Annotated in this window: 10 protein-coding genes and 1 pseudogene; 2 read left to right on the top strand and 9 right to left on the bottom strand. The window is 37.8% G+C overall.

Annotated elements, in window-relative coordinates:
- Window positions 1-991: 991 nt before the first annotated feature.
- Window positions 992-1,537: a methylated-DNA--[protein]-cysteine S-methyltransferase gene (locus FNZ60_RS03765; RefSeq protein WP_142416368.1), complete on the top strand. Its 546-nt coding sequence runs from the start codon at window positions 992-994 to the stop codon at window positions 1,535-1,537.
- Here the strand turns inward: FNZ60_RS03765 and FNZ60_RS03760 are convergent.
- From FNZ60_RS03760 to thiC, 9 genes are all read right to left on the bottom strand, one after another.
- A complete protein-coding gene (locus tag FNZ60_RS03760; RefSeq protein ID WP_142416367.1) occupies window positions 1,524-3,845 on the bottom strand; it encodes a sensor histidine kinase in 2,322 nt (773 codons plus the stop codon). The two genes, FNZ60_RS03765 and FNZ60_RS03760, sit on opposite strands and share 14 nt — an antisense overlap.
- Window positions 3,846-4,130: 285 nt before the next feature.
- Window positions 4,131-6,758 (bottom strand): aminopeptidase N, encoded by a 2,628-nt coding sequence (gene pepN, locus FNZ60_RS03755; protein WP_142416366.1) that lies wholly within the window; start codon window positions 6,756-6,758, stop codon window positions 4,131-4,133.
- Window positions 6,759-6,830: 72 nt separating this feature from the next.
- Complete coding sequence (locus FNZ60_RS03750; protein WP_142416365.1) at window positions 6,831-7,670, bottom strand: uracil-DNA glycosylase; 840 nt, start codon at window positions 7,668-7,670, stop codon at window positions 6,831-6,833.
- A 346-nt stretch (window positions 7,671-8,016) separates the two neighbouring features.
- A complete protein-coding gene (locus FNZ60_RS03745) occupies window positions 8,017-8,775 on the bottom strand; it encodes a hydroxymethylpyrimidine/phosphomethylpyrimidine kinase (protein WP_142416437.1) in 759 nt (252 codons plus the stop codon).
- Window positions 8,766-9,371 carry a thiamine phosphate synthase gene (locus FNZ60_RS03740; protein WP_142416364.1) on the bottom strand — a complete coding sequence of 202 codons (606 nt, stop codon included), beginning with the start codon at window positions 9,369-9,371 and terminating at the stop codon, window positions 8,766-8,768. The genes FNZ60_RS03745 and FNZ60_RS03740 overlap by 10 nt, the downstream gene beginning before the upstream one ends.
- Complete coding sequence (locus tag FNZ60_RS03735; protein ID WP_142416363.1) at window positions 9,371-10,141, bottom strand: thiazole synthase; 771 nt, start codon at window positions 10,139-10,141, stop codon at window positions 9,371-9,373. The genes FNZ60_RS03740 and FNZ60_RS03735 overlap by 1 nt, the downstream gene beginning before the upstream one ends.
- A gap of 5 nt (window positions 10,142-10,146) precedes the next feature.
- Window positions 10,147-10,344: a sulfur carrier protein ThiS gene (thiS, locus tag FNZ60_RS03730; RefSeq protein ID WP_142416362.1), complete on the bottom strand. Its 198-nt coding sequence runs from the start codon at window positions 10,342-10,344 to the stop codon at window positions 10,147-10,149.
- A 3-nt stretch (window positions 10,345-10,347) separates the two neighbouring features.
- The gene (locus FNZ60_RS03725) at window positions 10,348-11,298 is read right to left on the bottom strand and encodes an FAD-dependent oxidoreductase (RefSeq protein WP_142416361.1); all 951 of its coding nucleotides are present in this window, start codon (window positions 11,296-11,298) and stop codon (window positions 10,348-10,350) included.
- Window positions 11,295-13,115, bottom strand: a complete 1,821-nt coding sequence (gene thiC / locus FNZ60_RS03720; protein WP_142416360.1) for a phosphomethylpyrimidine synthase ThiC — start codon at window positions 13,113-13,115, stop codon at window positions 11,295-11,297. The genes FNZ60_RS03725 and thiC overlap by 4 nt, the downstream gene beginning before the upstream one ends.
- Window positions 13,116-13,670: 555 nt before the next feature.
- Between thiC and FNZ60_RS10585 the strand changes: the two are divergent.
- Window positions 13,671-13,860, top strand: a pseudogene (locus FNZ60_RS10585) (hypothetical protein); the annotation flags it as partial.
- Window positions 13,861-14,166: the final 306 nt, after the last annotated feature.

Genomic DNA, 14,166 nt, shown 5'->3' with positions numbered 1-14,166 from the left:
GATATTTTTTTTGAGTTGGGTTACTTGATCAATATATCAAAAAGATAACCTTGGATAGAAAATAAGAGTACTCCGAAGAATGAGAGTAATTCAAGCATTGGTGGGGAATAAGATATAAACCATTATTGATGGTTCGATAGAGTTTCGTAAAACAGAACGCCCCAAATGAATATAGGGATGTTGCACATTCACGGGCTTGTTTTAAAGAGATACCTCTCCAAAGTACCTAAGCCTATTTCACGTTGGTGCTCATAAATGGTATCACAATAAAACCTCCATGGAATAATATAAAAGTCATTGAGAACTGCTTCTTTACATTTATGAAGGAGTAAGCTGGCACCATCACACACTTGTGCAAGCCCTAGAATATCGCGACAGATCTTGGAACGTAAGACGATTCATGAAAGGCCATTTTATTATACAGTTTTTATCCACACGCCAGCTCAGCTTTTGATGTGCAAGGGAATGGTTTTGATGAATTCAAGATGAGAGAGATTTGAAATGAGGGAATCTTACGATATTTGGGGGAGGGGCAATATGAATAATGATATCTATATAAATCAATATATTGCTGTAAAATTAAATAGGAAGCTTATTGTGTTGTTTCATAAAATACGACTGTTGAGAGCGGTGTGATATAAGGCATGAAAATTATACATGAGGCATTTTTTGTTAGAGTTTTTTTTAGGTGTATGATAGAATTCAATCTAGAATTTGTTAGGAACGTTTATGAAGTAAACCATATTGAAGTGTTTGGGGGTGGAAATAACGAGATGCGTTAAAGATTGGCTCTGGTTGCAGTCTTGGGGCTTTGGGATAGGAAGAAAGTCAATCTCTGTATGATTTTATTCCATAAAATAGTGAGAGTGTATTTTAGTACAATAACGATAATTTTAAGAATAATCATGTTTGACTTTAAAAGATAGGAAATATGATCTCTTGATTTTATGGATGATGTTCAAAACTTTTTAAAATATAAAGAAAAGTTAAAATGCTGAACATGTCTCAAAAGAGAATATTTTGTCTAAAAGATGTATCCATAGGAAAACTTTTGGTCGCTAAATCTCAAAAAGGGATTTGTTATAGTGCGTTAGGCGATACCACAGAGAAACTATTACAGGAGTTTACGGTATGCTGTGGTGATGCACAACAAGTTGTGGGTGACAATGCATTTAAGAGAGAGGTTGCTCATATTATAGCTATGATAGAAACGCCTAAGTTGGTTCAAAAATATGATTTCCCTTTAGATATAAAGGGTACAGTTTTTCAACAAAAAGTATGGGCACGATTATGTGATATACCGTGTGGTGAAACAATTTCATATGAAGAATTAGCGTGTCGTGTGGGGATGCCAAATGCTTTTCGTGCCGTTGCGAATGCATGTGCCCGTAATGCATTGGCTGTTATTATTCCTTGTCACCGTGTTGTGCGTAAGAACGGTTTTATTTCAGGATATCGTTGGGGCGTTAAACGCAAACAGATTTTGCTTCAACGGGAACAAAATGGGGAAATTAAAAACCAATTTAACTTTGCGTGATAGGCATGATAATCGTTACCGTTGTTCCTTTCATTTCTTTTGAAGTAATTTCAAGTTTTCCTTTATGGAGTTCTAATAGGGAGCGTGAAATAGCTAACCCAAGACCTGAGCCTGTATGGGATTTCGTGAGCTGATTTTCAACTTGTTCAAAAGGTTGCCCAAGTTTTTTGATGGCTGATTGCGGAATACCAACACCTGTATCGGTAATTTTAAAAATAAGGTTATTTTTTTTCCTAAAAGCACAGACATCAATATTTCCACCAGAAGGCGTGAATTTAACGGCATTAGAGATGAGATTAAGAAAAATTTGTTTCATTGCACGCCCATCAACTTCAGCATGAAGTTCTGGGGTAATATTTGTTGTAACAGCAATATTTTTTTCTTGCGCCTGTGGTGTAAGCGTTCGTACTGCTTCACTAATGATGGGCTCAAGATCGGTATTTTTACAATCAAGCGTAAATCTTCCAGCTTCGATTTTTGACATATCAAGGATATCATTAATAAGGGTTAGAAGATGAGTTCCTGAATTATAAATATCATGCATATATTCCTTATAGCGCTGTGAACCAAGAGGGCCAAAAGTCGATTGTAACATGATATCTGAAAAGCCGAGAATAGCATTCAGTGGTGTGCGCAATTCATGAGACATATTGGCTAAAAATTCTGATTTAGCTTTATTCGCACTTTCGGCGCGTTCTTTTTCTGCTTTCAGACTTTTATTAAGTTTTTCAACTTCTGTTGCACGTTGTTGAGCACTGCCGCGTGTACGTTTGAGTTCTTGAATAAAAGAAAAAAGACGCCTTTCACTGTCTTCAAATTTTTCCTGTTGTTGCTTAAGTTCAGAAATATCAGTACCAATACAAACTAATCCTCCATCTTGGGTTCGTCGTTCATTAATTTTAAGCCAACAACCATCGGCTGTTTGGCGAATGCTGGTTAAGTTACCAGTACCATCATCTTTGAGGGGATATTCACTGAGTGCAGGGCGGGCCATAGCTTCGACGGTTGCACGTTGGATTCCTGATTGTAGAATTTGCTTAGGAATAGCGGCATATTCGCAAAATTTGCTGTTGGACATGACTAAACGTCCTTCAGCATCCCATAACACAAAAGATTCTGAAATGTTTTCAATTGCATCGCGGATACGAAGGTCAGCTTGTGCTGTTTGTTCAGCCAATTGTTGTTGTTCACTAATGTCGAAAGAAATACCAACCAAATGGGGTTCTTCTTCTTCAGTAACTTCAGCGCGAAGTCGCATCCATACATAATGACCATCAGCATGACGCATGGGAATATTGATATCGATATGCTTTTTTTTGCTTGCCATTAATTCTTGAGCAAGGTCAAAAAAATTAGCATCATTGGGATTGATAATGGCGCTAATTTGGGAAATTGAGAGTAATGCATCTTGAGGGACATAGCCAAGCATTTCGTACATGGCTCGTGACCAATAGACGCGTCCACTTGCCATATTCCAATCCCATAATCCACAACGCCCACGCATCATTGCCATATCAATACGGTTTTGAATTTTTTCTGAAATACGATCTGTCTTACGTGCGCGTAAAAGTTGATTATAATAAGCATAAAGAAGAGCAAGAATAATACCGCTCGTGCCGATGAATAGCGTTATATTAAGCGAAAAAAATTTGCGCCATTCCAGAGCGTTATCGTGCATCTTTTCGCCAATGAATACGCCATATTGCCCGTTTTCTGTTTGGCGAAATGAAGCAAGAGCAGAGTTATCCTTGCTTATGGTGATTTTCATCACTCCAACGTGTTGTCCAAGAGATTGTAAAGAAATGCTGTCAGAGATAAAATCTTGCAACGGTTTTCCTAATGCAATTTGTGAACTGGACGAAGCTAAGACATTGCCCTTTTGATCAACAATGGCGATGAGAGTGCTGGGATTAATAAGATTTTGATTGCGAAAAGTGGTGAGGATATTTTGCAAATGATCATGGGAAAGGGCTGAGACTTTTCCTTTCTGAGAAACAGCCAATAAGTTACGCTCAATTGTATTGGTAATATGAGAAGCTAAAAGAGCGATGGTCGAATGCGTGCTTTTATCAATTGTATTGCGCCAATCATAGAGTGATACAAAACGAATTGTCGCAAGGATAATCAGAAATGCGACAATCACAAATGGAAGTGAGCGTCGTAACCAAGGTTCAACAAAGAGAAGCTTTTGATAGGCAGAGCCAGAAAAAAGATGAACACCCTTTGTCTGCGCTTTATGATTTTGAGCGCTCGATTTTGAATCAGCATACATTTCCGTTGGCGCATCATATGCGTCCAATTTAGCCATCTCTTGTTCCTTTAATTCCGGAATAATGTGATTTAAAAACTGCTTCGATTTGCATGAGTAACCCCATCGAGTGCAGTGAATCAAAACAGGAGTCTTCTGTCTAGTCTTTTTTTAAAAAAAAGTATTTTACTTTTATGATTGTGGAATATGAAGAGGAAAAGGCATTTGAAATATGACCGATAAACAGGCTTAAATTGCCTGTTTATCGGTTTAATGATGAACGAGATGTTTGTAGAATTTATTTTAAAAATATTATAGTATATTGATTTAAAATAGTTTTTTGTTTCAAGTGAGCAGACGGTCGATAATATCAGCAACATCGCTTGATAATTTTGGCGCAGCAGCAATTGTTTTTAATTCAGTTTCAAGTTTTTGTTGACGAATGGGTTCTAATTGTCGCCAAGAGCGCATCATTGTTAATAACCGTGAAGCCAGCTGTGGATTTTTTTTGTCAATTTCCAAAATAATTTGGCAAAGAAAATGATAAGACGCTCCATCCAGTCGGTTAAAGCCCGTGAGGTTGTGAGATGCAAAGACACCGATGAGGGATCGTACACGATTAGGATTATCTAGTGAAAACAGTGGGTGTTGCATGAGCTTTTGAACATGTTCCAAAGTTGATGCACCAGCAACCATTGCTTGAATAGAGAACCATTTATCCATGACCAAAGGATCATGCCGATAGCGGTTTTCAAAATCATTTAGAGCATTTTGTGCCTGCTCGCTTTTGTTAAAACGCTTTACGAGAACAGCAATACTCGCCATACGGTCCGTCATATTGTTGGCTGTTGCGTATTGTGTCGCAGCACGGTTTGGATTGTCTTCAGCAATAGAAAGGTAATCCAGTGTGATATTCTTTAAGGCTCGCTTTCCAGCTTGTACAGTGTTTGGGGAATAGGGCTCATTACTCTCCATTTGCGCATAAAACTTTGTTAAGAGCTCTTGGTGTGTTTGTGCAAGTGAAACGAGAAACTGATTACGTATCTGATGGATACGATCTGGATCAATATTTTTACCGATTGTCTGAGCAAGCTCAACTTCACTAGGTAAATTTAAGCAGAAGGCACGAAATTCAGGCTCTAACTTTTCATCTGCTAGGATCGTTTCAATGAGATTGAGCAAAGCAGAGGGAAGTGTTGCTTTTTCTTTTGTTTTATCTTGAATGCTTTGAATTAAGGCTTGCGTCATTAACTGGTTAAGAGATTGCCAGCGATTGATGTGATTGTCATCATGTTGCGCAAGAAAAATAAGTTCGCTTTCATTGAATGGCGTGTGTAAAATGATTGGTGCAGAAAAATCTCGCAGCAGTGATAAAACAGGTTTTTCACGAAGACCCTTTAATGTGAATGTTTGGCTTTCCTTAGACAGCAGCATAACATCTGATTGAATATCTGTATCCGCTTCATAAGCAAGTTTTTCTCCCTTAGATCCTAACAAACCAAATGCAATAGGGATAAGCATGGGTTTTTTTATATTTTGTTGTGGGGTTGCGGGAATATGTTGCTTGGCATGAATTGTTAAAACACCATCGCTATAGTGGCTGTTGATTTCTACATTGGGGGTGCCTGCTTGTTCATACCACAGCATAAATTGAGAGAAGTCTTGATGAGATACTTCAGCAAAACAAGCAATAAAATCTTCAATTGTACAAGCTTGTCCATCATGGCGTTGAAAATAAAGATCCGTGCCTTTACGAAACAGAGTAGGACCCAAAATCGTTCGTATCATGCGAACTACTTCAGCACCTTTTTCGTAAACAGTTGTGGTGTAAAAATTATTAATTTGGCTATATTGGCGAGGACGTACAGGATGAGCGAGAGGTCCAGCATCTTCGGCAAATTGCGTTGCTTTTAATATTTTTACATTTTCAATTCTCTGTAGGCTGCGGACATTTTGATCTGATGAAAATTCTTGATCACGATAAACAGTGAAACCTTCTTTTAAGCAAAGTTGAAACCAATCGCGACAGGTAACACGATTACCACTCCAATTATGGAAATATTCATGGGCAATGACACGCTCAACATTTCTATAATCCTGATCGGTTGCTGTTTCAGGGTCGACAAGAACATATTTATCATTAAAAACGTTAAGTCCTTTGTTTTCCATTGCGCCCATGTTAAAGTCGGAAACAGCAACAATGTTAAAAACATCAAGATCATATTCGCGTCCGAAACATTGTTCATCCCAACGCATGGAGCGTTTGAGTGCATCCATCGCATAAGCAGCTCGTTGGGTTTTTCCTTTTTCCACATAGATACCAAGCTCGATACGTCGTCCAGATACAGTTGTAAAATGGTCTTCTAACTTATCAAGATCGCCACCTACTAAAGCAAAGAGATACGATGGTTTAGGATAAGGATCTTCCCAAATCGCAAAATGACGATTATTCTTTGACGTTCCTGTTTCCACCAGATTACCGTTTGAAAGCAAGATTGGGCTTGTTTGGGAATCGGCTTCAATTTTCACTTTATAGGTAGAAAGAACATCTGGGCGGTCGTAAAAATACGTCATACGACGAAAACCTTCCGATTCGCATTGTGTACAATAAACACCATTTGAAAGATAAAGCCCCATAAGTTGGCGATTGCTTTCAGGATTTACTTCCGTAACCAAACTCAATGTAAAAGGCGCTGTTGGTGGCGTTGTAATTTCTAAACGTGAAGGCGTAACTTTATAAGCGTTTGGGGCTAATGTCTCACCGTTAATCGCAACAGAAATTAAAGTAAGATCATCTCCAGAAAGCACAAGAGGTGTTAATTCTTTTGTATTTTGACGGGGTTCAATAGACAATATGGCTGTAACAGAGGTTTTTGTTGGTGCCAATTGGAAGGAAAGTTGTGTTTTAGGAATGGCATAAGGGGTTAGCTGGTAGTCTTCCAAACGATAAATAGATGTTGTTGGCTGTTTCATAATTTTCTCCCATTTGTATTTTTTTAAGTTAAAGAAGATATTTAATTTTTTAAGACAAAGAAGATTAAAAAATCACACAAGGTTATCGAGACGATTTTTTACTTCTAAAAAGTCTATCCATGTAAGCTTTTTTTGACTAGGGGTTCGAAGAAGGTAAGCAGGGTGAAAAGTTGGCATAACAGGTATTTTTATACTATTCTCACTTTCATAAATATGCCATTTCCCTCTTGTTCGGATAATCCCATTTTGAGATCCCGTAAGAAATTGTGCAGCAACGCCTCCCAGTGCTATAAGCACACGAGGACGTGCTAAATAAATGTGCCGTTCAATAAAAGGGCGGCACAAGGCAACTTCTCTTGGTGTTGGTGTACGATTTCCTGGTGGACGCCAAGGAATAGTGTTCGCAATGTACACATTATCTCTTGTTAAGCCAATTGATGCCAGGATTTTATTCAGTAACATTCCTGCTTTTCCCACGAAAGGAATTCCTTGTATATCCTCTTCTCGTCCAGGTGCTTCGCCTATGAGCATTAAGGGGCTTCCTGCTGTTCCATCTGAAAAACAGGTGTTTTTTGCTGTCAATTTTAATGAACAACCATTAAATGAAAGGAGAGCAGATTTTAATTCATCGAGTGTTTTTGCATTCCTAGCACTCTCTATTGCTGCGGGGTTATTTTGTATGACCTTAGAGTTATGTTGCGTATGATGATCTAATTTTATGGTTGAAGATGTTTGGGGGGATGTTCGTTGCTTATGAGAAATGTTCACAGCGGGTGTTGATTTTTTCTCTGAACAAGCAGATTGCTTAAAACGATCAATGGGTAAGTCTGTCAGAACAGCATCCGCACCACTTTCTTTATAAAAGTTTAAGAGTTCTTCATAGGAAATTGAGTACGGCGTTTGATTTAACATTTTATTTTTTCTAATGATCTAACGACTATAGATCAAACAAAATTATCCTTCAAGTTTTATAAGTATTTTTCTTAGCGTTCGTATATAAGAATGATCATAGCATTTTTTCTTTATCATAAAAAGCTAGATCGTAAAATGCAGGTGTTTGCGATTATACACACCATTAAATGTACAATTTATTTAAATTTCAATATATTATCTTCTAAAAGAGAAGTAATTCCTTCATGGTAAAAGAATTTTTTATTGGATGCAAGTGACTGTTATCATATTCTATTTATAAATTTTATTAAAAAATATTAATCATATGAATAAAAGATATCAATATATATGAAAAAATATAAAGACTTTAAAAACTGTTTTTACAATGGTTTAAAAGCAATGTGTGTGTATATTCTTTTGCTTTTTTTACAGCTGAAATAAGAGGTTCATTGAGTGCTAAATGAGCCGCAATAGCGCTTGAGAGAATACACCCTGTTCCACGCATTGTTCCTTTTACACGTGGAGCAGAAATATTTATGATTTTCATTTTGTCAATAAAACTATCAATTGCAAGGGGGCCCTCTGCATGTCCCCCTTTTACTAAAATAGAGCCTGCTCCCAATGATAAAAGTGTTTTTGCTTGTTGTATCGCCTCTTCCTGATGAGATGCTAAAGGGGTTTGGCTAAGAAGAGCGAGTTCGCCTCTATTGGGTGTTAAAAGAGTAACACGTGGGAGAAGCTGATAGATCATAATTTCTATGATTTTTTCTGTCGTCAGCTTTCCTCCTGATGAGGCAACCAGTACAGGATCAAGAATAACGGGAATATGAGGATAATCTTCAAGGACACGACAAATTGCTGCTATAATTGCTTGATTTCCTGTCATACCAATTTTTATTGCTCTGATGGAATGAACGTCTAAGGCACTGCGCATTTGCGCGGCAACAAGCTTTTCATTCATGGGCACAATTTCAGCAACGTGATAATCATCTTGTACATTGACACAAGTGATAGCTAAATTTGCTTTGATGTGAAAATATGCCGCTGTTTCTATATCACGAACAATGCCAGCACCTCCTGTTGGATCAGTGCCTGCAACAATAAGAATAGAAGGTGTTAACGCCATGGCTGGGTCACCGTAAGCCATTGTTGTACCCGCTCTTCGGGTTTTTTATGCAGGATAATGTCGGTGACAACAGCCGCGCTATTGGCTCCTGCTTTCAACACATTTATTGCGCGTTCTGGGCTTAAACCACCAATAGCAACGAAAGGTAAAGTACCAATCCGCTTTCTCCATTGTTTAATTTTTTCTAACCCTTGAGGTTGCCATTTCATTTTTTTTAAGATTGTTGGATAAATAGGACCAAGAGCAATATAATCAGGATTAACAGAAAGTGCGCTATCCAATTCATGTTCATCATGAGTGCTAAGACCAAATCTTATGCCATTTCTACGAATTGCAGGAAGATCAGCATTGCTTAGATCTTCTTGTCCAAGATGAATAAAATTGCATTTTTCATCAATGGCTATGCGCCAATGATCATTAATAATGAGTTGTGCGCCCCATTGATCACAGATGTTTTTTGCGCGTTTGATATGTTGACGGATTGTTTGGAGATCTTCGTCTTTCATACGCAACTGTATGAGTTTAACACCAAGAGGAACCAAGCGTTCAATCCAATCAGCATTATCAACGATGAGATAAAATGGATCCAATTTCATCAAAAGACCGCTTTACCAATAACAGGGGTTGAGGGAATCGCTACATTGCGTGCTTCGAGAATACCTGCTTTATATCCCATACGCCCTGCCTGAATAGCTTTAGAAAACGCTTCAGCCATCAAGGCAGGATCACCTGCTTTAGCAACAGCGGTATTAAGAAGAACGGCATCATAACCCAGTTCCATAGCAACAGCAGCATGGGATGGACGCCCAATGCCGGCGTCAATTACAAGAGTAACATCAGGAAGATAAGCACGGATAGAACGCAGTCCATCGGTATGATGAGGACCTTTTGCCGATCCAATAGGGGCACACCAAGGCATAATAACACGGCAACCAACATCGAGAAGCTTTTCAGCAACAATGAGATCATCGGTTGTATAAGCAAAAACTTTGAAATCTTCGCTGTTTAAAATTTTTGCGGCTTCAATTAAAGAAAAAACATTGGGCTGTAAAGTATCGGAATTACCAATAATTTCGAGTTTAATCCAAGAGGTTTTGAAGAGATCTCGTGCTAAATGGGCTGTCGTTACAGCTTCTTTAACAGTGTAACACCCAGCGGTATTTGGAAGTATCGTTATATCAAGCTTTTGAAGGAATTGCCAAAATTGTCCCCCTCCTTTTCCACCGGCACTTTCTCGGCGCAACGAAACGGTTACAATTTCTGTATTTGATTTATGAATAGCATCACGCAGAATTGCAGGTGAGGGATATTGCGCTGTACCTAACATAAGACGGGATGAGAATTCACGTCCATAAAGATTTAACATAAAGATTAGCCTCCTTGCATTGGGCTTAAAATTTCTACTTTATCTCCTTCATGTAAAATAAATTGATCGCGTGCCTCTACAGGAACAGCTTCCGCATTAACAGCAGTTGCAAGCCAATCTCCTTCATACCCCAATTCCAAAAGCAAGAGGCTAAGAAAAGAGGTTTCTGTTTGAACTTTTTCACCATTCACAAATATTTGCATGTTTTATTCCAATGCCAATTCCATCGCCTGTTTTGCCATTTCTGGAGATAAAAGAAAACCATGTCTATAAAACCCATTCACAGAAATGTGATTACCATATTTGTATACAGAAGGGAAGTTATCAGGATAAGCTGGGCGAACCCCAACGCCCGCTTCAACAATTTCTGCTTCAGCGAAAGCAGGGTGCAATGTATAGGCAGCGCTGAGCAATTCCATCATTGATCTAACCGAGATTGCACCATCAAAGTCACTTTCAATCATTGTGGCACCAATCATAAAAATATTATCTTGCCGTGGTACAATATAGAGCGGAATCCGTGGATGAAGAAGACGAACTGGGCGGGAAAGTTTAATATCTTGACTGCGCACCAGCAGCATTTCACCACGCACCCCCCGTATATTTTTGTCTTTTCCCAAACGCGCTATGCCCGTTGCATCAATGACTATATCAAAATTTATTTCAGATGTTTTGATATCAACAAAACATGCACCGCTTTTTATCAGGATTTCTTTTAAATAAATCAGCGCTTTGCGAGGATCAAGATGAGCTTCATTTTCATAAAAAAGAGCATAATCAAAATGTTCTGCAAGATCGGGTTCAAGACGCGCTATTTCTGCATGGTTTATGGGTCTATGATTATGCGTGCGAAGTGAAAATCGCTCAAGTTCTCCTCTATCGCGCGTAGGAGCAACTACTAAAGTTCCTTTTTGTATAACAAGATTTGGAAATGTTTTGGACCACCATTGTATGGCTTGTACACCAAGATCTTCAACAATCTGTGCAGCATTTTCTCTTTCACAGTAAGGGGCTAGCATTCCCCCTGCATACCAACTTGCGGTTCCTATAGGAGAAGAAGGAGGGGCCGATACAGTAACATGAGCGCCTTTTTGTTGTAACATAAAAGCAACGGTTAAACCACCGACTCCCGCACCTTTGATAAGAATATTCTTCAACTGTTGACTCTCTTTTTTTGAGGTGCTTCAACATAAAGGTCACCATTTTCTTTATATTTTTCAGCCATAGCTATCATACCTTCACCTTTTGTTTTTTGGAGTGCTGCAGCATCACGAATATCATGAGAAATACGCATAGAACAGAATTTTGGTCCACACATGGAACAAAAATGCACTAATTTATGGGCATCTTTCGGCATTGTTTCATCATGAAAGCTACACGCTGTTTCTGGATCAAGCGACAGGTTGAATTGATCATGCCATCTAAAATCAAATCGTGCACGTGAAAGAGCATTGTCACGCAATTGTGCTCTGGGCAAACCTTTTGCAAGATCAGCGGCATGAGCGGCAATTTTATAAGTGATGACACCCGTTTTGACATCATTTTTATCGGGAAGTCCTAAATGTTCTTTAGGGGTTACATAGCACAACATAGCGGTTCCAAACCATCCAATCATAGCCGCACCAATGGCGGATGTAATATGGTCATAGCCAGGAGCAATATCAGTTGTCAGAGGTCCTAAAGTATAAAAAGGGGATTCATGACAAAGATCGAGTTGCTGTTCCATATTTTCTTTAATTTTGTGCATGGGAACATGTCCTGGTCCTTCAATCATAACCTGTACATTTTTTTTCCAAGCAATTTTTGTCAATTCTCCCAAAGTTTTAAGTTCAGCAAATTGGGCTTCATCATTAGCATCAGCAATAGAGCCAGGGCGTAATCCATCTCCTAAGGAAAGAGAGATATCATAGGTGCTTGCAATATCACAAATTTCATCAAAATGCTCATAGAGAAAGCTTTCTTTATGATGATGGAGACACCATTTTGCCATAATAGAACCACCTCGTGAAACAATACCTGTTACACGATCAATGGTCATCGGAATAAATGGTAATCTTAAGCCAGCATGAATGGTAAAATAATCAACGCCTTGTTCTGCTTGTTCTATAAGAGTATCGCGAAAAATATCCCATGTTAAATTTTCCGCAATACCTTGTACTTTTTCGAGTGCTTGATAAAGAGGAACAGTCCCAATGGGGACAGGGGAATTTCGAATAATCCACTCACGAATATTGTGAATATTCCGCCCCGTCGAGAGATCCATCACTGTATCTGCGCCCCAACGAATAGCCCAAACCATTTTATCAACTTCTTCTGCCATTGAAGATGTTACGGCAGAATTGCCAATATTGGCATTAATTTTAACACGAAAATTGCGCCCAATAATCATTGGTTCGCATTCTGGATGATTGATATTTTGAGGAATAATAGCGCGTCCATTTGCAATTTCATTCCGAACAAATTCCGCAGTGTAAGTTTCTGGTATTTCTCCACTCAATGGATTTGATTGCGCTTTTTGTTGATCTTTTATTGTGAAACCTTCATTTTCTCGTATAGCAACATATTCCATTTCTTCTGTAATAATACCTGCGCGTGCATATGCCATTTGTGTAATTTCTTTACCACTTTTAGCGCGTAAAATAGGACGTTTTTGTTCAAAGGCTGGTATAGGAGAGCTTATTAATCCATTATCTTCAGGTTTAATTGGGCGTGCAGGATAAGGTTCAGTATCAGCACGTTTAGAGAGCCAAGATGAGCCAATTGCGGGTAAACCTTTGGTAAGATCAATGATTGCATCTTCGTCGGTATAGGGGCCAGAAGTATCATAAACATTTAAAGGTTTTTCACCACTGCCATTGGTCAATGAAATTTCACGCAATGGAACACGTACATCAGAAAAGAGAAGGCTCTGTTGATAAATTTTGCGTGAAGCGGGAAAGGGACTACAACTGATTGATGGAATATTCTTTGGCACAAACTTTTTCCTTCTAAATACAGAGTTCAAAAATTAAGGTAGTATGGGGATATATTCAAACGATCAATTATGTACTCTTAAATGAAGAAAGGCTTATAATACTTATAGTAAGTGACCTTCAACAAAGCTTAAGAAAATTTATTTTGAAAAGATTAATGCAATATCTAAATAATATCTGCACTCCCCCATGTAAACACTTTTATTAGCACAGGTATGATTGGCTCAAATACGGATATTGTCAATCACAAAGATATATTTTAACGATTTTAATGTGTTTTTTTTAAATGAAAGGAGCTATTATGAAATGATAAACTATAGTATTAAAACTTAAACAAGAGTAGAGTTAAACATGAATTATCAAGGAAAAAGTAGATAGTTTATAGCTTTGATTTGATATTTTATTTATATTAAATAATAACTCAGAGTATCAGAAGATTCTTTCATCATACATCTTTCTTTTATATTAAAGCCCTTCTTTGTACATGATAAGTGGGAAGCTTATGGGCAAAAACACTTAAAGAAAGGAAGAAAAATATCATTTATGAATACTCTCAGATGCAAGAGGGCTCAAGATATATTGGGGCATTCTATTCTTCATGGGATGATGCCATTAAAGAAAACAATAAACAAAAGTGTGAAATAATGCGTAATCTGCATTATTTAAAGGATATCGCTTGGGATGCTTTTGAAAGTCGTAAAGTTACATTTTAAAAATGACGATAAAAATAGATGTTGGCTTTTCCCTTGAGATTTCATAAACCCTTTTAAAATGGTTGGAAGAGAAAGACAATAAATATGTATTTCAGTATAAAATACGACGTAAATTCATTAATTAGTTTGCAATAGAAATGTGTACAAAGTCCTGTGTTTTAGCTTAGAACGAAGTAACAATTTATCTTCTGAGATATAAGGTGTTTTGTTTTCAAGGTAAATTTATTCAAGATCCATATGATATCGGGCAACAGTATTTATAGATAAGAAATAACCACTTACATGTAAAAATTTTACCAATTATAATAACGTTCTCTTATTTTTATTTATAATATAAAAA

Origin of the sequence: Bartonella massiliensis (assembly GCF_902150025.1) — a bacterium.
Classification (GTDB): Bacteria; Pseudomonadota; Alphaproteobacteria; order Rhizobiales; family Rhizobiaceae; genus Bartonella; species Bartonella massiliensis.
This window is presented reverse-complemented; position numbering and strand designations above follow the sequence as displayed.